The sequence below is a fragment of the Streptomyces pratensis genome, from assembly GCF_016804005.1.
Lineage (GTDB): Bacteria > Actinomycetota > Actinomycetes > Streptomycetales > Streptomycetaceae > Streptomyces > Streptomyces pratensis_A.
The window spans coordinates 1433877-1456199 of the sequence record NZ_CP051486.1; the positions used below are offsets into that span (position 1 = coordinate 1433877).

General features: G+C 71.8%; 19 protein-coding genes and 1 tRNA gene. 11 read left to right on the forward strand and 9 right to left on the reverse strand.

Annotated features, from left to right (window positions below; all coding sequences use genetic code 11):
* Nucleotides 1-59: 59 nt before the first annotated feature.
* From HED23_RS06465 to ligD, 3 genes are all read right to left on the reverse strand, one after another.
* Nucleotides 60-380, reverse strand: a complete 321-nt coding sequence (locus HED23_RS06465; protein WP_203182453.1) for a zinc-ribbon domain-containing protein — start codon at nt 378-380, stop codon at nt 60-62.
* Entirely contained in the window at nt 377-2497 is a 2121-nt protein-coding gene (locus HED23_RS06470) for a HEAT repeat domain-containing protein (RefSeq protein WP_203182454.1), read from the reverse strand. The genes HED23_RS06465 and HED23_RS06470 overlap by 4 nt, the downstream gene beginning before the upstream one ends.
* A 184-nt stretch (nt 2498-2681) precedes the next feature.
* On the reverse strand, nt 2682-3575 hold the full coding sequence (gene ligD / locus HED23_RS06475; protein WP_203182455.1) for a non-homologous end-joining DNA ligase: 894 nt from the start codon (nt 3573-3575) through the stop codon (nt 2682-2684).
* A 59-nt stretch (nt 3576-3634) separates the two neighbouring features.
* Here ligD and HED23_RS06480 point away from each other — a divergent pair, with 59 nt between their 5' ends.
* Nucleotides 3635-4717 (forward strand): Ku protein, encoded by a 1083-nt coding sequence (locus HED23_RS06480; RefSeq protein WP_203187387.1) that lies wholly within the window; start codon nt 3635-3637, stop codon nt 4715-4717.
* A gap of 34 nt (nt 4718-4751) precedes the next feature.
* Here the strand turns inward: HED23_RS06480 and HED23_RS06485 are convergent, their stop codons facing one another.
* Nucleotides 4752-6425, reverse strand: a complete 1674-nt coding sequence (locus HED23_RS06485) for a hypothetical protein (protein WP_203182456.1) — start codon at nt 6423-6425, stop codon at nt 4752-4754.
* Nucleotides 6426-6745: 320 nt separating this feature from the next.
* Here HED23_RS06485 and glyA point away from each other — a divergent pair, with 320 nt between their 5' ends.
* The 5 genes from glyA (at nt 6746) to HED23_RS06510 (ending at nt 11984) form a co-directional block, all read left to right on the forward strand.
* A complete protein-coding gene (gene glyA / locus HED23_RS06490) occupies nt 6746-8026 on the forward strand; it encodes a serine hydroxymethyltransferase (RefSeq protein ID WP_238441859.1) in 1281 nt (426 codons plus the stop codon).
* A gap of 158 nt (nt 8027-8184) precedes the next feature.
* Nucleotides 8185-9330 carry a nuclease-related domain-containing protein gene (locus tag HED23_RS06495; protein WP_203182457.1) on the forward strand — a complete coding sequence of 382 codons (1146 nt, stop codon included), beginning with the start codon at nt 8185-8187 and terminating at the stop codon, nt 9328-9330.
* Between the two features lie 109 nt (nt 9331-9439).
* Nucleotides 9440-10399: a D-2-hydroxyacid dehydrogenase family protein gene (locus HED23_RS06500; RefSeq protein ID WP_203182458.1), complete on the forward strand. Its 960-nt coding sequence runs from the start codon at nt 9440-9442 to the stop codon at nt 10397-10399.
* 101 nt (nt 10400-10500) lie between these two features.
* Nucleotides 10501-11208, forward strand: a complete 708-nt coding sequence (locus HED23_RS06505) for a formylglycine-generating enzyme family protein (RefSeq protein WP_203182459.1) — start codon at nt 10501-10503, stop codon at nt 11206-11208.
* A gap of 44 nt (nt 11209-11252) precedes the next feature.
* Nucleotides 11253-11984: a hypothetical protein gene (locus tag HED23_RS06510; RefSeq protein WP_203182460.1), complete on the forward strand. Its 732-nt coding sequence runs from the start codon at nt 11253-11255 to the stop codon at nt 11982-11984.
* 493 nt (nt 11985-12477) lie between these two features.
* Here HED23_RS06510 and HED23_RS06515 read toward each other — a convergent pair whose 3' ends face one another.
* From HED23_RS06515 to HED23_RS06535, 5 genes are all read right to left on the reverse strand, one after another.
* Complete coding sequence (locus tag HED23_RS06515) at nt 12478-13467, reverse strand: alpha/beta hydrolase (RefSeq protein ID WP_203182461.1); 990 nt, start codon at nt 13465-13467, stop codon at nt 12478-12480.
* Nucleotides 13468-13558: 91 nt separating this feature from the next.
* On the reverse strand, nt 13559-14272 hold the full coding sequence (locus tag HED23_RS06520) for a C39 family peptidase (protein ID WP_203182462.1): 714 nt from the start codon (nt 14270-14272) through the stop codon (nt 13559-13561).
* A gap of 238 nt (nt 14273-14510) precedes the next feature.
* Nucleotides 14511-15509, reverse strand: coding sequence for an ArsR/SmtB family transcription factor (locus HED23_RS06525; RefSeq protein WP_203182463.1), 999 nt, complete (start codon nt 15507-15509; stop codon nt 14511-14513).
* Between the two features lie 211 nt (nt 15510-15720).
* The gene (locus HED23_RS06530) at nt 15721-15909 is read right to left on the reverse strand and encodes a hypothetical protein (RefSeq protein WP_238441860.1); all 189 of its coding nucleotides are present in this window, start codon (nt 15907-15909) and stop codon (nt 15721-15723) included.
* A 512-nt stretch (nt 15910-16421) separates the two neighbouring features.
* Nucleotides 16422-16493, reverse strand: a tRNA-Arg gene (locus tag HED23_RS06535).
* Between the two features lie 179 nt (nt 16494-16672).
* Here HED23_RS06535 and HED23_RS06540 point away from each other — a divergent pair.
* The 5 genes from HED23_RS06540 (at nt 16673) to thrC (ending at nt 22240) form a co-directional block, all read left to right on the forward strand.
* The gene (locus HED23_RS06540; RefSeq protein WP_203182465.1) at nt 16673-17155 is read left to right on the forward strand and encodes a response regulator; all 483 of its coding nucleotides are present in this window, start codon (nt 16673-16675) and stop codon (nt 17153-17155) included.
* A gap of 112 nt (nt 17156-17267) precedes the next feature.
* The gene (nrtL, locus tag HED23_RS06545) at nt 17268-18338 is read left to right on the forward strand and encodes an ArgS-related anticodon-binding protein NrtL (RefSeq protein WP_203182466.1); all 1071 of its coding nucleotides are present in this window, start codon (nt 17268-17270) and stop codon (nt 18336-18338) included.
* Between the two features lie 27 nt (nt 18339-18365).
* Nucleotides 18366-19757 (forward strand): diaminopimelate decarboxylase, encoded by a 1392-nt coding sequence (lysA, locus tag HED23_RS06550; protein WP_203182467.1) that lies wholly within the window; start codon nt 18366-18368, stop codon nt 19755-19757.
* Between the two features lie 95 nt (nt 19758-19852).
* Nucleotides 19853-21163, forward strand: coding sequence for a homoserine dehydrogenase (locus HED23_RS06555; protein WP_203182468.1), 1311 nt, complete (start codon nt 19853-19855; stop codon nt 21161-21163).
* Between the two features lie 6 nt (nt 21164-21169).
* Complete coding sequence (gene thrC, locus HED23_RS06560; protein ID WP_203182469.1) at nt 21170-22240, forward strand: threonine synthase; 1071 nt, start codon at nt 21170-21172, stop codon at nt 22238-22240.
* Nucleotides 22241-22323 lie beyond the last annotated feature (83 nt).

The window sequence follows — 22323 nt, forward strand, 5'->3', positions numbered from 1 at the left end:
GGTGTTATTTCCCTTATGTCAGCTTCGTGACACTCCTCTACGGGTGCTCCGGGAGCAGGTCAGCGCTGGTACGGGTTCTGGCCGCCCGGAGGGGCGAAGCCGGGCTGCTGCGGTGCGGCGCCGTACGGATTGCCGTCCTGTCCGCCCTGGCTCTGCGCCAGCAGCTGGTCGGCCTCCTCCTTCGATATCTTCCGCTCCCCGCCGCAGAAGGTGCACTGCGTCGCGTACTTCGTGGAGAACGGGAACAGCGGCACGAAGAACAGCGTGAACTTGGTGACCCGCTTGCGCAGGGTGTGCGCCGCGGGGTTGCCGCACCAGCCGCACACCATCGTGAGGACCGCCAGCTGATAGAGGTAGCCTCGCGTACCGAAAATGATCATGATGTGGTTCCTTTCCCCGTGTCTTCCAGGAGTGCCCGCCGGCAGAGTGCCAGCAGCCTCTCGTCCTCATAAGTGTCGTGACTGCCGTAGCCGCCGTCCAACGCGTTGTGGCGGCGTACGGAGAGGAGCTCGGCACGCAGCACCTGTGCCGCGCACGACCCTGCCGCAGCGAGACCCATCCGCGCCAGACATTCCGCGACCCGGACTCTGACGTGACGGTTCTTCTCCCAGGCGGAAAGGAGCACCGGCACGGCCTCATCGGCCCGTCCGGAGACCTCCCAGAGGGCGATCGCCGCGTCGACCCGGAGCCACAGCTCCTCATGCGCCAGCAGCGCCCGCAGCCTCGGCGCCACCGCCTCGGCACGCGGCCCCAGCCCGCCCAGCGCGCTCGCCGCCGCCCGGCAGTCGTGGACCTGTTCCGCCCGCAGACCCTCGGCCAGCACCGGCAGCACCACGCCGGCGTCGCCCGTGACCGCCCACAGGGCCTCCGCGGCCTCCGTGGCCGCCGCCGTCCCGGGCCGCCGGACCATCCGCAGCAGCTCGGGAACGGCGCAGTGGGCGGCCGGGCCGAACGACTTCAGCGCCCGCAGGGCCGCCGCGCGCAGCCACTCGCCCCGGTACTCGGGCGCCCCCCGCAGCACCCTCAGTACTTCCGGAGCGGCCTCGCCCGCGCGCAGCGCCGTCAGCCCGGCGAGCAGCGGGCTCGCCCTGTCGTACGCCCCCTCGTCCAGGCCCACCTCGCCGAGCCGGCGCCGCAGCGCCCCGGCCAGCGGGGCGGCCGCGTCGCCGAGACACCTGATCGCGAAGCCCACGTCGTGCGGGACCTCCGGCCGCTCCACGGCCGCCGCCAGCGCGGGCAGCACCCGGGCGTCGCCCAGCCTGGCCAGGGCCTTCACGGCCGAGCCCAGGCCGGGCGGCCCGCTCGCCCACTCCTTCACCCACGCCCCGGGATCCGCCGCCACCCGCGCCGCCAGGGCCTCGGCCGCCGGTGCGGCCAGGTCGAACAGCTCCTCCAGTACGTGGGAGGCGGCATCCGCGAGCCGCGGGTCCGGATCCGTCAGCTGCACGCCCACCAGTCGCACCAGGCCGTCGTACGAACCGCGCCAGGCCCGGATCAGTCCGCCGCTCATCCGTACGGCGTCGATGCGCTGCCAGGGGTCCGGACTGCACAGCTGGTCCTTCAGCAGCGCCGTACGGTCCGCCACGCGGTCGTCGAGGCCGCTGTGCAGTGTCCGCAGCAGGTCGGCGGCCCAGGGGGTCCTGCGCCCGGCGGGCTCCTCGGCCGACAGCTCCCGCAGCTGCCCCGACCGGGTCGGCGCCGTGGCCAGATCCACCGCGGTGTCGTCACCGCCCGGCACCTTCGCGGTGGGGGTCTCCGGCCGGCCGGGCCGGCTGCGCAGCTCCCGCAGCAGCCCCGACACCACCCGGACGACATCGCCGGGCAGCGCGTCCGGGGCGCACCTGGCGAGCTGGGCGAGGGCCGCGAGCCTCAGCCCCGGCGGATACGCCTCCGCCGCGAGCCGGCTCAGCCAGTCGGCCGTCTGCCCCGCCAGCGGCCGGTGGCGCAGTGCTATCCGTCCGGCGGCCTCCACGAGTGCGAGCCGCACCTCGTCGTCCGTCTCCACCGGCAGCCGCTCCCGCAGCAGCGCGAGCACCCTGCCCGGGCGCCCGTGCAGCGTGGCGAGGGCGAGCGGTGCGGCGAGCCGCACCCCCGGGTCCTCGTCGCCGACCAGCTCGAAGAACACCGAGGATCCGGCGGACACGGCGGACGCGGCCATCGCGTAGTTCGCCACGCCCTCGATCTCGTCCTCGTCCAGCTCGTCCTCGTCGTCCTCGTCCAGATCGATGCCGCCGATGCTGGTGAGCAGCTCGACGATGCCGCCCCGGTCCCGTATGCCCGGATCCACGGCCAGCTCGAAGAGGAACGGGATGCACGCGAGCGTGCACGCGTACACATCGCCCTGGTGGTGCACCGCGCCGTACATCCCGTCCAGCGCGCTCTCACGCTCCGCCGGATCGGCGGAGGCGAGTCCGTACAGGAGCTCCGGCACGTCGTCGGCCGGCCCGTAGGCATGCTCCATCGAGGCCCAGTCGACCTCGTCGATCCCCGTGAACACGCCACACCCTCCCCGTGTCTTCCCTCCGCGTCACGGACGCGACGGAAACCGCGCCCGCGAAGCAGCGTCTGCGCCGAGTGTGCACCACTGCCGGGACGATCCACCCTCCACTTGCGGCCTTTCCTCGCCGTGCCCGCCCGAGGCTGTGAAGGTGCTGTGTGCGCCCCGGACTTCCCTCGCCCCCTCAGTCGCCCGGCAGGGGCCTGGCGTGCCCGGGATCGGTCAGCGGACCGAGCAGGTCGCCGTGCAGCTCCAGCCGCGCGGCCATGTCACCGGCGAGGAAGAGGAGGTCGCCGGGAGCCCCGCAGGCCTCGATCTCCTCCCACGTGACGGGCGCGGAGACGGCCGGGCTGCCCTTCGCGCGCAGCGTGTAGGGGGCCGCGGTGGTCTTCGCCGCCGCGTTCTGGCTGAAATCCACGAACACCTTTCCCGGGCGCAGAGCGCGCGTCATCCGGTGCACGGCCAGATCGGGCAGGGCCCCCTGCGCCTCCACCGCCAGTTTCTTCGCGTAGGCCGTCACTGCCTCGGACGGCGCGGGCTCCAGGGGGACGAGCAGATGCAGTCCCTTGGAGCCGGAGGTCTTCCCGTAGGAGGGCAGCCCGTCCTCCGCCAGCCGCTCCCTCAGCCAGAGGGCGACCACGCAGCACTCGACGACGCTCGCGGGCGGCCCGGGGTCCAGGTCGAACACCATGCGGTCGGCCACGGCTGGGGAGTCCTGCCGCCACTGATGCGTGTGGAACTCCACCACCAGGTTCGCCGCCCACATCAGCGACGGCAGGTCCTGCGCGAGCACCTGCCGGGCATCGGGGTCGTCGCTGCGGGGGACCAGGGCCGTGCGCACCCAGTCGGGTGTACCGGGCGGCGGATTCTTGGTGAAGAAACGCAGCCCTTCCGGGCCGTCCGGGTACCGGAGGAAGGACAGCGGGCGGTCGCGCAGGTGCGGCAGCATCACACCCGCCGCCGTGGCCGCGTAGTAGTGCAGCACCTCGCCCTTGGTCGTGCCGGTGGACGGGTAGAGCACCTTGTCGAGATTGCTGAGCGCCAGGCGCCGCCCCTCCACCTCCGTGATCGGCGTCATACGATAAGAATCGCATGAAACCGTATGAATGCGGTCGTAGCGGATGGCAGGGGTGAATGGTGAGATCCATCTGGAACGGCTCCATCTCGTTCGGTCTGGTCAGCATCCCGGTCAAGCTCATGAACGCCACGGAGAACCACTCGATCTCCTTCCGGCAGATCCACCTCGCCGACGGTGGCCGGATCCGCTACCGCAAGGTGTGCGAGCTGGACGAGGAGGAAGTGCCGGCCGCCGAGACCGTCAAGGCGTTCGAGGACGCCGACGGCACGGTCATCCCCGTGACCGACGAGGATCTCGCCTCGCTCCCGCTCCCCACGGCCAAGACGATCGAGATCGAGGGATTCGTGCCCGCCGCGGCGATCGACCCCCTCCAGCTGGACTCGGCGTACTACCTCTCGGCCAACGGCGTCCCGGCCGCCAAGCCCTACGCCCTGCTGCGCGAGGCGCTGAGGCGCAGCGGCAAGGTCGCCGTGGCGAAGTACGCGCTGCGCGGGCGGGAGCGGCTCGGCATGCTGCGGGTGGTCGACGACGTGATCGCGATGCACGGTCTGCTGTGGCCGGACGAGATCAGAGCCCCGGAAGGCGTCGCCCCGGAGTCCGGCGTCAAGGTCCGCGACGCGGAGCTGGACCTTGCGGACGCGCTGATGAACACGCTCGGCGACACCGACATGGACACCCTGCACGACGACTACCGCGAGGCGGTCGAGGAGCTCGTCGCGGCGAAGGCGGCCGGTGAACCCGTCGCGGAGGAGGAGTCGGGGAAGCCCGAGGGCAAGGTGATCGACCTCATGGCGGCGCTGGAGAGCAGTGTGCGGGCGGCGAAGGAGTCGAAGGGGGACGCGGGGGACGGCGAGGACGCCGACGTCCATCCGATCGAGGGCCGCAGGCCGCGGTCCGGCGGGAGCCGGAGCGCCGCCGCCCCGAAGAGGACGGCCCGCAAGGGCGGGGGGACGCGGGCGGCGCAGGAGACCGCTCCTAAGAGAGCCCCCGCGAAGAAGGCCCCCGCGAAGAAGGCGGCGGCGGAGGAGGGGAAGCCCGCCAGGAAGACTGCCGCCAAGAAGGCCACGGGGAAGAAGACCGCGGCTAAGAAGACCGCGGCGAAGAAGACCTCCCAGGGCACCCGGAAGCGCACCTCGGCCTGACGCGCGACCGCCGGCGCCGGCCGAGGGCCGGCTCTCAGTGCGCGGAGGCGGGTTTCAGCAGGTCGGACAGGTCGGGCACGGTGGGCAGGTCCAGTCCGTACCTGTCTCTCTCCACGACGTACGTGCAACTCGTGTAGGTGTAACCGGGCTGGACGCGGGAGCCGGATGCGTAACTGTCCGCGGCAGCCGTCGCTCCCGTCCCGTGCTTGTACAGGAAGTGGTATTCGCCCGCCGGGAGTTGCAATCGAGCCCTCGGGTACGACGTGCCGCTCGCCCTGCAGGCCCGGGCGGCGCCGGTGGCCTCGCTGCTGTACCGCTCGCAGCTGCCGCAGGTCTTCAGCTTCACCGTGCCGGTGACCGGCCCCGTGTAGAGCACCTCGACGTCGTTGGGGGCGCCGTTGCTGATGACGAGTTCCATGCGGACGCCACCCGGCTTGCCGCTGCCGGGCAGCCGCTTGCCGGCGGAGGGCCGGGCCTCGGCTATCTCGGCCGCGACGGCGATGTCCCGGGCGTGCTTCCCGCGCCCGTCCCCCTCGTAGGTGTCCGCGAAGTCCGTCAGGGTCTGCCGGGCCTCGGCGAAGCGCTTGTCCTTGAACTCGTCCACACCGCAGGCGTAGACACCGTCCCGAACGCCGTCGTCGGCCTGCTGCCCCAGGGAGGACACCGAGGTCTCGGGAAGCTCCGCGACCAGGGCGCTCGTGCGGCGCAGCTGATCGGTAACCGCGCAGGGCTCCGCGCCCTTCAGGCCTGCGACCTGCTGCCGTATCTCCCCGCTGACGGCGGGTCCGACCCGACCGGCCTGCGGGGACTCGGGGAACGTACGCAGCAGTGCGCCCAGCTCCTTGCCGCCGGAGTCCGGGCCCGTACCGCCCAGCCGGGAGACACCGCAGCCGTACAGGGACTCCGCGAGCGGGGTGTCGGGCCAGCCGGCGAGGTCGCCGAGCAGCTTCCGCCCCACCGAGCCGGGCAGCGTCCGCAGATGGGTCAGAGGCTCGACCGCCTCGCAGTGCTTCTTCGCCCGGTACGGCGTCGCCACGGCGGCGTAGTAGGCCTCCAGGCGGTCCGGCACGAGGGCGGCGGCGCGCGACCCGGGGTGGTCCTCGCCCAGGTCCCGGTAGAGAGCGAGCGCGTACCGGTAGTCGGGGGCGGACAGCAGGAACGAGCTCTTCGCCGCCTTCGCGACCAGGTCGTCCCCCTCCTCCAGCCGGCCGAGCAGCTCCTGCTCCACGGCCTCGTCCCGCGCGGAGCCGTAGGCGACCGTGCCGCCCACCGGAACGGCCAGCAGCAACAGCCCGAGCGCCCCCGCCAGGACAGGCCGGGGCCACCGGCCGAAGTCCGCGCGCAGGGCGATGCGGGCCGCGTCGGCTCCCGCGAGGACGAGCAGCAGGAGATAGGCGGCCACCAGGGCCGCCGGCACCCCGTCCGGATCGGCCGGCAGCGCGACGAGCAGGAGGACACCGGTCGCCGCCCAGCTCACCGCCGCCCTGCCCCAGCGGCGCAACAGGACGTGACCGAGCCCCAGACCGGAGAGGCTCAGCAGTCCCGCGGCGAGTGCCCTCGGCGTGGCCCCCGGTGGTGGCGGGCCGGCCGCCGGAGGCCGGGCAGGGGGCGGGGGCGGTTGAACGGGCCCCCACATGTGCTCCGGTCCGGGCTCCTGCCCGGACCCGGGTCTCTGCCCGGGCACACCCGGCTGATCACGTGACTCCATCACGGCCCCCCACCGCCGAACCCCGTCAGGTCGCCGGGAAGATGCCCAGTTCCGTTCCTGTTCAAGCGTCCTTGCGGACGTTGGCGCCGTTATGGTGCGGGATGCCGCGAAGGGGCGTGCCCGGCACGGTGTCGGAACGGAGCGCCCCGCAGTAGGGTGCGGAGTGCCGCGACTGGCGCGTGCCCGGCAGGGTGCTCCGTGGAACCGACCACGAGGGAGCGGCACACTCCGGGCCTGCCCGGGGCGTCATCGCCGGAGGGCCGTCCGCCTGGGCATCCGGGTCCATGTCGCACACGTGCGACCGACCCGGGAGGACCCCCGTGGCCGTAAAGCCGTCCGATACCCGCCGTCCCGCTCTGACAGCGGCCGATCCGGAGCTCGCCGCCCTGGTGGACGCCGAGGAGCGGCTCCAGGCGGACACCCTGCGCCTGATCCCCAGTGAGAACTACGTCTCCGCCGCCGTGCTGGAGGCCTCGGGCACAGTCCTGCAGAACAAGTACTCCGAGGGCTACCCCGGCAAGCGGTACTACGAGGGCCAGCAGGTCATCGACCAGGTGGAGACGCTCGCCGTCGAGCGAGCCAAGGCGCTGTTCCGGATGGAACACGCCAACGTCCAGCCGTACTCCGGCTCCCCGGCCAACCTCGCCGTCTACATGGCGTTCCTCGAGCCGGGCGACACCGTCCTGGGGATGTCGCTGCCGATGGGCGGGCACCTCACCCACGGCTGGGGGGTCTCGGCCACGGGCACGTGGTTCCGGGGCGTGCGGTACGGGGTGCGGCGTGACACCGGGCGCGTCGACCTGGACGAGGTGCGCGACCTGGCGCGTGCCGAGCGGCCCAAGGTGATCTTCTGCGGCGGCACCGCCGTCCCCCGCGTGATCGACTTCGCCGGGTTCGCGGAGATCGCCCGTGAGGTGGGAGCGGTGCTGGTGGCCGATGTCGCCCACATCGCGGGACTGATCGCCGGAGGCGCGCACCCCTCGCCGGCCCCGTACGCCGACGTGGTGTCCACCACCACCCACAAGACCCTGCGCGGGCCGCGCGGCGCGATGCTGCTGACCAGCGCGGAGCACGCCAGGGCCGTCGACCGTGCCGTGTTCCCCGGGCTCCAGGGCGGCCCGCACAACCAGACCACCGCCGCCATCGCGGTCGCGCTGAAGGAGGCGGCCGGGGCCGACTTCTCCGCGTACGCCCACCAGGTCGTCGCCAACGCCCGTGCGCTGGGCGAGGAACTGGCGTCACGCGGCTTCGACCTCGTGTCCGGCGGCACGGACAACCACCTGCTGCTGGCCGACCTCACGGGCAAGGGCGTCTCCGGGAAGAGCGCGGCCAAGGCCCTCGACCGGGCCGGGATCGTCGTCAACTACAACACCGTCCCGTACGACCCCCGCAAGCCCTTCGACCCCTCCGGCATCCGCATCGGCACCCCCGCCCTCACGTCACGGGGCATCCCCGCCTCCGAGATGGGCGCGGTCGCGCAGTGGATCGATCTTGTGGTCGATGCCGCTCGTACAGGTGATGAAACGGCCGTTTCCAAGGTCAGGGACGAAGTGAGGGCCATGATGGACGCCTATCCGGCGCCGGGTCTCCCCCTGGTCTGACCGGGACGCCGGAGCAGTCGGGGGCACAGAGGGCCCCGGCTGCTCCGGAACGCCGTGCCCCCGACCCCGCGCGCCCGCTCTGCGCCCTGTGCGGGGGAGCGACCGCCGTGCAGGCTGGGGGAGCAAGGATGGCCGGACGGGCGAACAGAGGGGGCACGATGCAGGATCTCAAGGTCACGTCTTGGCAGCTCTTCGGGCACGACCGGCTCTACGTGAACCTGCCGGACGGAACCGCGATCGGCTGGGCGGACCGGGGCAGCGGCACGATCACGGTCCTGCACCCGCGCTACCGCGACGCCGTGACGGACGCACTCGCGCGCCAGGTCCCGGACCTGCCGGCCCTCGTCGGCGAGGAGGCCCCGGCCGGACCGCCGGCACCGCGCGTCCCGCCGCCGGTCCCGAAGATTCCGCCGATGAGGGGGATGCGGAAGCGGAGGGCTGCGCAGGAGCCAGGGCATGTGCAGGAGCCGGAGGCGGCTGTCGTGCCTGTGCCCGCGCCTGCGGTGGAGCCGATCGCTGTGCCCGTGCCGCAGCCGGTCGTCACGGGGGCCTCCGTGACCGAGCCGGGATCCGTAGCCGCTCCGGCAACGGAGGAAGCGGCGGAGAGGGCGTCGGAGGGAGCGGCCGGGACGTTGCCCGGGAAGACGGCCGAGCGGCGCCGGCGGCCCGCCGTCCTGCCCGCGCTGACCCCCGCGAGCGACCTCGCGTCGCGGCGGCCGGGGGCGGGACTCCGGACGCAGCTCGGCGAGACGGGGGCCGGGGCGCTCGTACGGGTGGCCACCGGGGCGCTGCGGCGGAACAAGGACCCGGACGCACGACGCGGAGCCCTGACGGGGGAGCGGCGGGTCGGGGCCGAGCTCAAGCGGCTGACCAGGCACGGCTGGCGGGTCCTGCACTCCGTGCCGCTGCCGGACGGCACCGAGATCGGGCACCTGCTCATCGGGCCCGGCGGGGTGTTCGCAGTGAGCACCGAGCACCGTCCCGGGGCTTCGGTGAGCATCGGGGACGGCACTCTGCGGATCGACGACGGCACCCCGCAGCCCTACGAGCTCGACGGACGGCCCGGAGCCCGGTGGGCCCGGGCCGCTCTGGAGGCGTACTGCGCCTTCGACGTCCCCGTCCAGAGCGTGCTGGTGTTCACCGGCGTCACCGCGCTGGAGGTGGTCTCCACCCCCGCGGGCGTCCGCGTCTACGGGGAGCGTCAGCTGGCCGCGCTCGCCCCGTTGACGGGCGTGCTCACCGCGACCCAGGTGGAGCGCGTCTACGACGTCGCGCGGAACGCGGAGGCATGGCCGGCCGCATGAGCCCGGGACACGGTCGGTAGATTTCCGGTGCTGCCGCGGTGCCGGTGCCGGTGCCGGTGTGGGTGCGGGCACAGCACGCATCGCCGTGCCCGCCGAAGGGGAAGACGTCATGAAACTCCGCTGCGCAGTGCTCGACGACTACCAGTCCGTGGCGGCCACCGCCGCCGACTGGTCGCCCGTCGCCGATGACATCGACGTGGTCAGCTTCACCGAGCACTGCGCCACCGAGGACGAACTCGCCGCGCAGCTGGCCGAGTTCGACATGGTCGTCACCCTCCGGGAGCGCGTGCCGTTCCCCGCGACGCTGATCGGGCGGCTTCCCAGGCTCCGCCTGATCGTCGCCTCGGGCATGCGTAACACCTCCATCGACCACGCCGCCGCCGAACGTCACGGGGTGACCGTCTGCGGCACCGCCAGCACGGCGACCCCGCCCGTCGAGCTCACCTGGGCGCTGCTCCTCGGGCTGGCACGGGGCATCGTCACCGAGGCCGGCGCCCTGCGGAACGGCGGCCCCTGGCAGTCCACCGTCGGAGCCGATCTGCACGGCCGCAGGCTCGGCATCCTCGGGCTGGGGAAGATCGGCAGCAGGGTCGCCGCAGTCGGCCGTGCCTTCGGCATGGACGTGGTGGCCTGGAGCCGGAATCTGACCCCGGAGCGGGCGGAGGAGGCCGGGGCCGGATTCATGGCGACCAAGGAAGAGCTGCTGGAGACCAGCGACTTCGTCTCCGTGCACCTCGTGCTGAGCGAGCGCACCCGTGGTCTGCTGGGTGCGAAGGAGCTCGGACTCATGCGGCCGGGCAGCTATCTGGTCAACACCTCCCGTGCGGCGATCGTCGACCAGGACGCGCTGCTCGACGTCCTGCACCGGGGGGCCATCGCAGGCGCGGGTGTCGACGTGTTCGACGTCGAGCCGCTGCCCGCGGACCATCCGATGCGCAGCGCGCCGCGCCTCCTGGCCACGCCGCACCTGGGCTATGTGTCGCAGGCCAACTACGCGGCGTACTACGGGGACGCGGTCGAGGACATCCGCGCCTACCTCGACGGCGAGCCCGTGCGCCGGCTCGGCTGAGGTGGTGCCGTCGCGGGGAGCGGGTTCACCGGCGGTCACGCGCCGGCCGAAGTAGCCTGTGCGCGAGGGCACTTCGGCCCTCCGGACAGGGAGGGCACCGCGTGAGCCTGCTCGACGACGAGACGGCAGCAGGGATGGTCCGGATACCGGCCGGTACCGTCGATCTGCGCGACGACCGCCGCGGAGCACGCTGGCAGGAGGCCGTCGAGCCCTTCCTGCTCGCCCGCCTCCCCGTCACCCTCGGGCAGTACTGGGCCCTCACGGGTACGGCCCCCGATCCCTCCGTGTCCCACGCCCTGCCTGTGACGAACGTCAGCTGGCTCGACGCCGTCGACATGTGCAACCGCTTCTCGGCCCGCGTCGGACTGGCCCCGGTCTACTCCCGCGACCCTCGGAGCGGCGAGGTGCTCCGCGACCCGGCCGCCGACGGCTACCGCCTGCCCACGGAGGCGGAGTGGCAGTACGCGTGCAAGGCGGGCACCACCGGTTACCGCTACGGCGAACTCGACCTCATCGCCTGGTACGAAGGCAACTCGGACGGCCGGGCCCACGACGTCGGCGGCAGGTCCCCGAACGCCTGGGGTCTGTACGACATGCTGGGAAACGTCTGGGAGTGGTGCTGGGACCTCTACGACGAGGAGGTCTACGGCGAGTACCGCACCTTCCGCGGCGGCGGCTGGGCCGAGGCGGAGCGCGGTTGCGGCGCCACCGTACGCCGCCGCAGTCACCCCACGTTCGCGATCGACGACCTCGGCCTCCGGCTGGCCCGCGGCGGCGCGGCCGATCCTGACGGAAATTCGCACGACTGATCCAATGCGGTGCGGTACGTTCCTGATCACTCGAAGGGGGCGAAGTGACGAAGCTCAACCAGATCATCGCCGTGGAGAAGGGTGTCAAGAGCAAGTCGCTCCAGGACATCACCGCGGCCCACCACAGGGTGCAGAAGCCGGCGCTGCTGGCAGGCATCTCGCGCACGTACCAGCCCAAGGACGAGGAGGGCGAGCAGCTTCCGCCCGAGTCCACGCGGGTGCAGATCAAGGCCGAGGAGGCGCTGCGTGAGATGTCCGCGTCGCTCACCCGGCTGTTCGACGTGACCGCGACGAAGGACTGGGCCAACTGCTCCGCCCGCGCGGACGTCACCGTCGAGGGACGTACGGTCGTCGGCGATGTCCCGGTCAGCTACCTGCTCTTCCTGGAGAAGCAGCTCACCGACCTCCACACCTTCGTGAAGAAGCTTCCGGTCCTGGACGCCTCCGAGTCCTGGTCGCTCGACCCCTCGACGGACTGGTGGAAGACGGACCCGGTCCGCACCATCCGGACGAAGAAGGTTCCGCGCAACCACGTCAAGGCCGAGGCGACCGACAAGCACCCGGCCCAGGTCGACGTGTACTACGAGGACGTGCCCATCGGGTACTGGACGACCGTGAAGTTCTCCGGAGCCCTTCCCGCGCGGCGGGTGAACGAGCTGCTGGAGCGGGTCGAGAAGCTCCAGCACGCGGTGAAGTTCGCCCGCGAGGAGGCCAACGGCGCCGAGGTCACCGACCGGCGGGTCGGGGACGCGGTGTTCGGCTACCTGTTCGGCTGACGCCGGACGCGAGGCGGCACCCCCAAGAACGCCCCCGCGCCAAGTCGTGGGGGCTGCGCAACCCCGCACGAGGCGGAATTGAGGTCCGCCCCGTGTGACGAGCGCAAGCTGAAACTGACGTTCAGCCTGAAGACGCGGTAACGGTGGAGGTTCGAGTCCTCCCCCCGGCACCACCTGCCGGGGTGGCCCAACATGGCAGAGGCAGCCGCGATCAATCTCAGACTCTCGCTCCAGCTTCAGTATCGCCGCCGATTGCCAGATCGACCGAGTACGGACGAACACCGTTGAATGCTGGTTCGAATCCGGCCTGCGCCTCTACGCGGCGCGGTAGTTCAAAGGCAGAACGCGACGGTATGACGACTGATCCGCACTCTTAAACGGCGCTGGCAAGCGCAATTGGGTGGCAACCCCAGGGGCCCGGGAGCTGGATACGACTCCCGGGCTCCGCCACGCCCGGCTCCCCCGTACGCTGGGTGCGGGTGCACCGGGCGTCCTACGCCTTGCGGAGCCGGCCGATGATGCCGTCCAGGTCCCGCTGGAACAGGTCGGGGCGGACGAAGTGGCCGCCGGGTACCTCATGCCACTCGTGCGGGATACCCGCAGCGCCGAGACCGGCACGGAACTCCCGCTGGCCGGCCAGCACCTGCGTCTCGTTGACCGTGTCGAACCAGTTGATCGGGTCTGGGCTGGTGCCGGCGACCAGGAACACCCGCTTGTTGCGGTAGCTCTCGATCCGCTGCACGGGGTTGTCGGCGGTGACTCTCGCCTCGTCCCAGAACGGCGCACCGTACACCGTGCCCCCGCCGAGCTCCACGGCGGCGGAGGAGGTGTTGGCCCAGTGGGTGACCAGCCCGAAGTCGCGGCGCAGGCTGGCGGGCCCGGAGTGGGCGCTCACCGAGGCGAAGTGGCCGTAGTACTTGGCCGCGTACTTCAGCGCCCCGAAGCCGCCCATGGAGAATCCGGAGACCGCTCGGCCGTCGTACTCGGCGAACGTCCGGAAGTTCGCGTCGATCCACGGGAGCAGCTGGGCCATGTGGAACGTCTCCCAGTTGCGGGGGCCCGTGTTGGAGCTGACCGGGTTGGAGTACCAGCCCGCGGGACCGCCGTCGGGCATCACGACGATGACCGGCTTCCCGGCGGTCCAGGCTCGGATGCCCATGCGGTCGAACGTGATGAAGTCCTGGCCCGTACCCCCGCCGTGGAACAGGTAGAGGACGGGATAGCGGCGACCGCTGGTGTGATAGCCGTCGGGGAGCAGGACGTTGACGCCGGGGTCCCACTCGATCGCGTCGGTCGCGAAGCGGTAGTACCACATACGGGGGTCGCGCTCGTCGTGGCCGACGATGCGCAGCCCGAAGCCGTCACCTGCCGCGCCGGCCGGTGACGCCGACGCCAGGACGCCTCCGGCGCCGAGGGCCGTCGCCGCGGTGATGCCGCCCATGGCCCTGATGACGCTCCTGCGGGTGGGGTGGTGCGTACTCAAGATGAACTCCTGGAGGGTTGTCGGCCCGGCGGGCACTCCGAGGGGGATCGCTGCCCCGCGCGCGCCGGCCGGTTGTCCGGGTCGGTCGCAGTCAGGCGGAATAGCCCTTCGGCGGGATCAGGGTGGCCAGCTGGTCGAAGGAGATCCAGTAGATCTGGTTGCCGCTGAAGGAAGCGGGGTCGGCTATGAGGACGGTCCGGTCCACCTCGTCGTAGCCGAAGACGGTGAAGTAGTGGTAGATCGTCTGGTCCGACGGATATCCGGGCGGCTGGTTGCCCGGCGGGGCGACGATGTTCGCCACCAGCGGGTAGTTGCGGTCGATGTCGAACACGATGTCGTGCCACAGCAGGTCCCGCTGCCCCTGGGTGGGCGGATCGTTCGGCATCTCCTTGGTCTCGTACCAGCCGCCGCCCAGGTTCGAGTTGAGCACGCCGGTCACCTGGCCGATGTGGTCCGTTCCCGCCTGGGTGGTGCCGAGCTGCCAGGCCAGGTCCCCCTGGCTCGGCGGGGCGATCCGGGCGGAGAGCGCGATGCGGGTGGCTGCCGGACCGCACCAGTAACCGGTCTCCTGGACCTGGTAGTCGATCTGGAGCCAGTGGGCGCTCCGGGTGCGTCCGGCGTCGACCTTCAACCGGCCGCCCGGCTCGTCGAACCCGCTGAGGACGGCCGTACCGGCCTTCGTCCCATGGGCGGTCACGGACACGGAGGCTACGGGCGGAGTGGACGACGCGTGGGCCGTGCCCGGCTGCAGCAGAGCTCCGAGGGCTACAGCCGCGACCGCGACGGGCACAAGTCTCTTACGCATGTGAGCTCCTGGGGGACGGGCCCTTGAAGGCGGGCGCGACGGTGGGGGGTGCCAGGTCTTGTGCGAGAGCAGGGCCAGCGTGATTCCCGGGCCGGTGGGGGCGCAAGCGGCGAAAGTTCAGGCTTACCGGTGGACTCGGGCGGCCGGGCCGGGGCGCTCCGCCGGCGCAACCCCTACCGAGGACCGGCAGGCCGCTCCGCCCGGGCAAACCCCTGCCGAGGACCGGCAGGCCGCTCCGCTAGGGCGACTCCGGTCGGCCCTCGGCGGCCAGCAGTGCGCGCCCCTCCGTGGTGGCGAGGTGGAAGGACCGCCCGCCCGTGCGGACAGTGGTGATCAGGCCGGCCGCGCGCAGCACGTTCGCGTGCTGGCTGACAGCGGGGTGGGTCACCCGCAGGAGACGGGCGGCCTCCACCGTGGAGCACCCGGTGAGGGCGGCGCGCAGCAGGCCGGCGCGGGTGTGCCCGAGCAGCGGCCCCAGGGGGCCCGTGCCGTGCGGGGGGTGTTCCCCGGGAGCGGCGCCGGCCCAGTCCGCGGCATGGTGGATGGGGTACACGAGAACCGGTGGCAGGGCGTCGTCGGCCAGCGTGGTGGGTGCGGGCCAGCAGAAGAACGACGGTTGCAGCACCAGGCCCCGCCCGCGCAGATGGAGCTCCTGGTCCACGGGGTAGGCGACTTCCAGTACGGGCGGCCGCCAGCGGAACTGCGGACCGAGGCCGGCGAGCAGCCCCTCGGTGCCACGGTCGAGCAGGGTGTAGAGCCGGACGGCGCGGTCGGCGTCGACATGGGCGTGGACACGTGGCCAGTAGGGCGCGATCGCCTCCAGCTGGTAGGTGTGAAGGGCTGCGCCCAGCCTTCGGAGGGCGTCGGTGTCTCCCGCCGCCAGGGAGTGCACCCAACCCGGCAGCCGCGGTGAGGCGGCGAGCTGCGACAGATCGGTGCGCAGCCGGGGGCGCGGGGTGCTCATCAGGACGTCGAGGGTCGCCTGCAGGCTGGTGCGGTCACCGGAGGTGGGAGTGAGGAAGTCCGGGGAGTACCCGCGGGGCGGCAGCAGGCCGGCCAGCAGTGCGCGACTCCCTGAGAGCCTCGGCCGGGCCCAGTGCCGCCACGTGCCGAACACCCTTTCACCGTCGCGGCGTTGCAGGGTCTGCACGCTGTTGGCGATCTCCCAGAGGTGGTCGGGCCCCGGTGCCACCCGGACCCGCGCCAGGTCCTCGGACGTGAAGTACACCCGCAACATGGGCCCTCCATGGAGAGGCGAAGGTGCGCTGACGCCGACCGCGGGCCGTCCGGCGGGCCAACAGAGCGCCGTGCGGGAGCTGTTCCCCTCTGCCGCCTTGTCCGCCGACTGCCTTCGGGCAGGGTATCCCGTCCGCTGACGTCCACGGATGTCCCCGGTTGTCACGCGGTCGGACACTCGACGCGCCACGCACCGGCCGTGGCGCAAGCTCCTACAGACCGCGTAGCGCCTCGTGCAGGTTGCCGTAGGGGGTCCAGCAGTCAATGCTGCCGTCGTCGTACAGGCTGCCCATGTACCAGTCGTCGTCATCGGCAGGCTTCACCAGACACAGGCCGTGGAATCCGAGGACGATCTCCGGGCGTGGCATCTCGTGGGTTTCACCGACGCTGACCCACTTCACCGGCCGATCGGGATCCAGTGCGACGGCCTCTCGGTCTCCCGATACTCGCGGATCCGCTGAAGGGTCCATCCCCGGGGTGGTCGCGCGTCCGCCATCCACGGATGCTTTCACGCGCCAGGCGTAGATGACCGCTTCAGGAGCGAGGTGGGGCGAGCTGGACTCCGGCCTGCGGGATACCGACTTCGGTCTGTCTGCCCGCATCACCGGCCGGCTGGACGCAGGCGTCCCCGTGGGTCGCGCCGGGTAGGGGACTCGCCGGAGGCCGTGCACCGCCGGTGTGCGGGTTGCGCCGACGGACACGAGGAGTTGAACAACCGGAAGATCGAGAACTCCACGGGCAGGTGTGAGGAGGCCGGCCGGTGAGCGGCGACCAGCCCTGAGAACTCACTCGCCACTCACTCGCTATCAGTGACGGACAACGACAAAGGCCCGGACTCAGTGGGACTGAGTTCGGGCCTTCGTGCTTGGCACTTCAGCTGGTCGGCGAGTTGATCGCGTTGGTCCAGCTGGAGTGCCCCCGGCAGGATTCGAACCTGCGCACCCGGCTCCGGAGGCCGATGCTCTATCCCCTGAGCTACGGGGGCGACGTCACCGCGCTTGGCGGCGACGAGTGAAACCCTACCAGCTCCGGCCGGGTGTCCGGGAACAGGTATTTCCGCGTCGCCGAGGCGGGTGCGAGGCCCGACTCGCGCCTGTCGGCGCGCGGGTGCTCGACCGCTCGCGGCGGCCGCCGCCGGCGCCCGCCACCCCTCCGGGGGCGGAAGTGGGCAAAACCCGGACGCAGCTCCTCCGCCCGACCTACCCTCGAAGGGTGTCAGGGGCGTACGGCCGCGTGCTTGTTGTGGACGACAACAAGGTCATCCGGCAGCTGATCAGGGTCAATCTCGAGCTGGAGGGCTTCGAGGTCGTGACCGCGGCCGATGGCGTCGAGTGCCTGGACCTGGTGCACGAGGTCTGCCCGGATGTGATCACTCTGGACGTGGTGATGCCCAGGCTCGACGGCATACAGACCGCGGCCCGGCTGCGTGCCGACCCACGGACCGGACATCTGCCGGTCGCCCTCATCAGCGCCTGCACGCCCCCCGAGCCGGACTCCGGGACGGCCGCCGGGGTCGACGCGTTCCTGGCCAAGCCCTTCGAGCCGAGCGAGCTGGTGCGCATGGTGCGCCGGCTCGCACGCCGGGAGGATGCCGTGCCGTTCGAGGGCAGGCGTGGCGCGGGGACGGCCGGGAGCACGGCCGGCTGACCCGGTGGTGAAAGACGTCGACCGGTTCGCCGCCCGGACCGCCGCGCGCTTCTCTGCCCGTATGGCGAAACCGGTTGGCGAAGTGCCCCCCTTCCTCCCATACGCTTGTGCCGTGACCCCCGCAGATCTCTCCCGGACCGTGCTGCACGCTGTGCGCCGCGCGGTCGACGAGGACGTCCTGCGCGCGCCGGTGCCCGCGCGCGTGCGGGTGGAGCGGACACGCCCCGGCGGCAGTGGCGACTACGCCTGCGCGGTCGCCCTCCAGCTGGCCGGCCCCGCCGCACTCCCGGCGCGGGAGGTCGCCGCCCTGCTGCGCGACCGGGTCGTCGGCGCGCCCGGAATCGGACGGGTCGAGATCACCGGGCCGGGCTTCCTGAACTTCACGCTCGACGCCTCCGCGGGTGCCGAGGCCCGCGCCGCCCGCGTCCGCGAGATCCGTGAGCTGGGCCGCCGGTACGGCAGGGTCACGACGGAGGCAGGGCGACTCCACCGGCTCCACCACCCGCGCGAGGTCAGGGCCGCCGTCGTCGCCCAGGCCGTGGCCGGACTCCTTCGCACCCAGGGGGGTCAGGTGATCGTCGGCTGCACCGGGGAGCCCGACCCGCACTGGGAACGCCTGCGGGTCAGGGTCTGCTCGCGCCACGCGTCGGACGAGGCCGAGGAGAGCTCCGAGATCCGCCCCGTCCCCGCCCGTGCCACCGCCGAGGCGCTGGCCGGCCGCCTGGGCCGCGACGCCGCGCTCTGGGGGCTGCTGAGGCCCGCCGCACACGACCACGCGTCCCTGGGTGACGACCTCCTCGTGCAGGGAGAGGCCAACCCCCTCTTCACGGTCCGCCACGCCTACGCCCGCGCCCTCGCGCTCACCAGGGGTGCGGAGCAGCTCGGTTTCGGCGGCGCGTACGAGGAGGACGTCGACGCGCCCGCGCTGCATGCGGCGATCGCGGACCATCCGGGTGTCCTGGCCTCCGCCGCCCGGCACCACGCGCCCGACCGGCTGGCCCGCCACCTCGAAGCCGTCGCGCAGGCCTTCTTCGACTTCCAGGACATCCTGCCGGTGCTCCCCGTCGGCGACGAGAAACCCTCGGCCGCCCACCGCTCCCGACTGGCCCTTGCCGAAGCCGCCGGGACGGTGCTGGCAGGCGGCCTGTTCGTGCTCGGCATCAGCGCGCCCCCACACCTTTGACGAGACCTGAGAGAACAGAGCAGAACGATGAGCCGATCCGCACACCCCGCCGGTCCCCGTCACGCCGACGTCCTCCCCGAGGGCCACTACTCCGCCCCGGCCACCGACCTCAACGAGCTCGACCCGAAGGTCTGGTCCCGTACCGTCACCCGTGACGCGGACGGTGCGCTCACCGTCGGCGGGATCGAAGTCGCCCGGCTGGCCCAGGAGTTCGGCACACCCGCGTACTTCCTGGACGAGTCCGACTTCCGGGCGCGCTGCCGTGCCTGGGCGGACGCCTTCGGGACGGAAGCCGATGTGTTCTACGCCGGGAAGGCCTTCCTCTCGCGCGCCGTGGTGCGCTGGCTCAAGGAGGAAGGGCTGAACCTCGACGTCTGCTCCGGCGGCGAGCTGGCCACCGCGCTGGACGCCGGGATGCCCGCCGAGCGCATCGCCTTCCACGGCAACAACAAGACGGTCGCCGAGATCGAGCGGGCCGTCGAGGCGGGTGTCGGGCGGATCGTGCTCGACTCCTTCCAGGAGATCGCCCGCGTCTCGCACATCGCCCAGCGGCTCGGCATCCGCCAGCGCGTGCAGATCCGCGTCACGGTCGGTGTCGAGGCACACACCCACGAGTTCATCGCCACCGCGCACGAGGACCAGAAGTTCGGCATCGCGCTCGCGGACGGACAGGCGGCCGAGGCGGTCCGCAGGGCGCTCACCCTGGACGGCCTGGAGCTCATCGGCATCCACTCGCACATCGGCTCGCAGATCTTCGACATGGCCGGCTTCGAGGTCTCCGCGCGGCGCGTCGTGCAGCTGCTCGCCGAGATCCGTGACGAGCACGGCGTCGAGCTCCCCGAGATCGACCTCGGCGGCGGCCTCGGGATCGCGTACACCTCCGACGACGACCCCCGCGAGCCGCACGAGATCGCCAAGGCGCTCGGCGACATCGTGACCCGGGAGTGCGAGTCGGCCGGCCTGCGGACGCCGCGCATCTCCGTCGAGCCGGGCCGCGCGATCGTCGGCCCCACCGCCTTCACCCTGTACGAGGTCGGCACCATCAAGCCCCTCGAAGGCCTGCGGACGTACGTCAGCGTCGACGGCGGGATGTCGGACAACATCCGCACCGCGCTCTACGACGCCGAGTACAGCGTGGCGCTCGTCTCGCGCAGCTCCGAGGCCGCACCCATGCTCGTACGCGTCGTCGGCAAGCACTGCGAGAGCGGTGACATCGTGGTCAAGGACGCGTTCCTGCCGGCCGACCTGGCCCCGGGTGACCTGATCGCGGTGCCCGCCACCGGCGCGTACTGCCGTTCCATGGCTAGCAACTACAACCACGCCCTGCGTCCGCCCGTCGTCGCGGTGCGCGACGGGCAGGCGCGGGTCATCGTCCGGCGCGAGACGGAGGAAGATCTCCTGCGCCTCGATGTCGGCTGATGAAATTCACATCTCAAAATCCGGACGGGTGGCAGAATCACCCGTCCGGTGAGTGAGACTGGTCCACACATCAGAAGTATGAGAAACGAGGTCGGATGATGCGTACGCGTCCGCTGAAGGTGGCGCTGCTGGGCTGTGGAGTGGTCGGCTCAGAGGTGGCGCGCATCATGACGACGCACGCCGACGACCTCGCCGCGCGCATCGGCGCGCCGGTCGAGCTCGCCGGTGTCGCCGTCCGCCGGCCCTCCAAGGTGCGGGAGGGCATAGACCCCGCGCTGATCACCACCGATGCGACCGCCCTGGTCAAACGGGGCGACATCGACGTCGTCGTCGAGGTCATCGGGGGCATCGAGCCCGCCCGCACGCTCATCACGACCGCCTTCGAGCACGGCGCGGGCGTCGTCTCGGCCAACAAGGCGCTGCTCGCGGAGGACGGCTCCGCCCTCCACGCCGCCGCCGAGAAGCACGGCAGGGACCTCTACTACGAGGCGGCCGTGGCCGGTGCCATCCCGCTCGTACGGCCGCTGCGCGAGTCCCTCGCGGGGGACAAGGTCAACCGGGTGCTGGGCATCGTCAACGGCACGACCAACTTCATCCTCGACAAGATGGACACGAGTGGCGCCGGGTACTCCGAGGCGCTCGACGAGGCCACCGCCCTCGGGTACGCCGAGGCCGACCCGACCGCCGATGTCGAGGGCTTCGACGCCGCCGCGAAGGCCGCCATCCTCGCCGGGATCGCCTTCCACACCCGCGTGAAGATCGGCGAGGTGCACCGCGAGGGCATCACCGAGGTCACCGCCGCCGACATCGCCTCCGCCCGGCGCATGGGCTGCACCGTCAAGCTCCTCGCCATCTGCGAGCGCGCCGCCGACGGCAGGTCCGTCACCGCCCGCGTGCATCCCGCGATGATCCCGCTCAGCCACCCGCTGGCCTCCGTCCGGGAGGCGTACAACGCGGTCTTCGTCGAGGCCGAGGCGGCCGGGCAGCTGATGTTCTACGGCCCCGGCGCCGGCGGCGCCCCGACCGCGTCCGCGGTGCTCGGCGACCTGGTCGCCGTGTGCCGCAACATCGTCGGAAGGACCACCGGCCCCGGTGAGTCCGCGTACACGAGTCTGCCGGTCAGCCCCATGGGCGATGTCGTCACGCGCTACCACATCAGTCTCGACGTGGCCGACAAGCCTGGCGTACTCGCCCAGGTCGCGACGGTCTTCGCCGAACAGGGCGTATCCATCGATACGGTCCGCCAGCAGAGCCGGCCGGACAGTCAGGAAACCGGCGGCGAGGCATCCCTCGTCGTCGTCACCCACCGCGCGCCCGACGCAGCCCTTTCAGGGACCGTCGAGGCGCTGCGCAAGCTGGACACCGTGCGCGGTGTCGCCAGCATCATGCGTGTTGAAGGGGAGTAAGGACCCATGACCAGCAAGGGCACCCACCAGTGGCGCGGCATCATCGAGGAGTACCGGGACCGCCTTCCGGTCACGAGCACGACGCCGGTCGTCACACTCCGTGAGGGCGGCACGCCGCTCGTTCCGGCTCAGGTCCTCTCCGAGCGCACGGGCTGCGAGGTGCACCTCAAGGTCGAGGGCGCCAATCCCACCGGTTCGTTCAAGGACCGCGGCATGACCATGGCGATCACCCGGGCCAAGGAGGAGGGCGCTCAGGCCGTCATCTGCGCGTCCACCGGCAACACCTCCGCCTCCGCCGCCGCGTACGCCGTGCGCGCGGGCATGGTCTGCGCCGTTCTCGTGCCGCAGGGCAAGATCGCGCTCGGCAAGATGGGGCAGGCGCTCGTCCACGGCGCGAAGATCCTCCAGGTCGACGGCAACTTCGACGACTGCCTGACCCTGGCCCGCAGCCTCTCGGACAACTACCCCGTGGCGCTGGTCAACTCGGTCAACCCGGTCCGTATCGAGGGCCAGAAGACCGCCGCGTTCGAGATCGTCGACGCGCTCGGCGACGCCCCCGACATCCACGTCCTGCCGGTGGGCAACGCGGGCAACATCACGGCCTACTGGAGGGGCTACAAGGAGTACGCGAAGGACGCGATCTCCACGCACACCCCGCGCATGTGGGGCTTCCAGGCCTCCGGTTCCGCCCCGATCGTGCGCGGCGAGATCGTCAAGGACCCGGCGACCATCGCCACCGCGATCCGCATCGGCAACCCGGCGTCCTGGCAGTTCGCCCTGGACGCGCGTGACGAGTCGGGCGGCTTCATCGACGATGTGACAGACCGTCAGATCCTGTCGGCCTACCGCCTGCTGGCCTCCCAGGAAGGCGTCTTCGTCGAGCCCGCCTCGGCCGCGTCCGTGGCCGGTCTGCTCAAGGCGGCCGAGGAGGGCAAGGTCGACCCCGGCCAGAAGATCGTCTGCACCGTCACGGGCAACGGTCTCAAGGACCCCGACTGGGCCGTCGCGGGCGCCCCGCAGCCGGTCACCGTGCCGGTCGACGCGGTGGCCGCCGCCGAGAAGCTGGGCCTCGCGTAGGACCGGCCGTCCGCAGCTCAACCGCCCTTTCGGGGCGGAGAGCGCAAGGGAGGTGTGCGACACGCATCGTGCGCCTCCCGTGC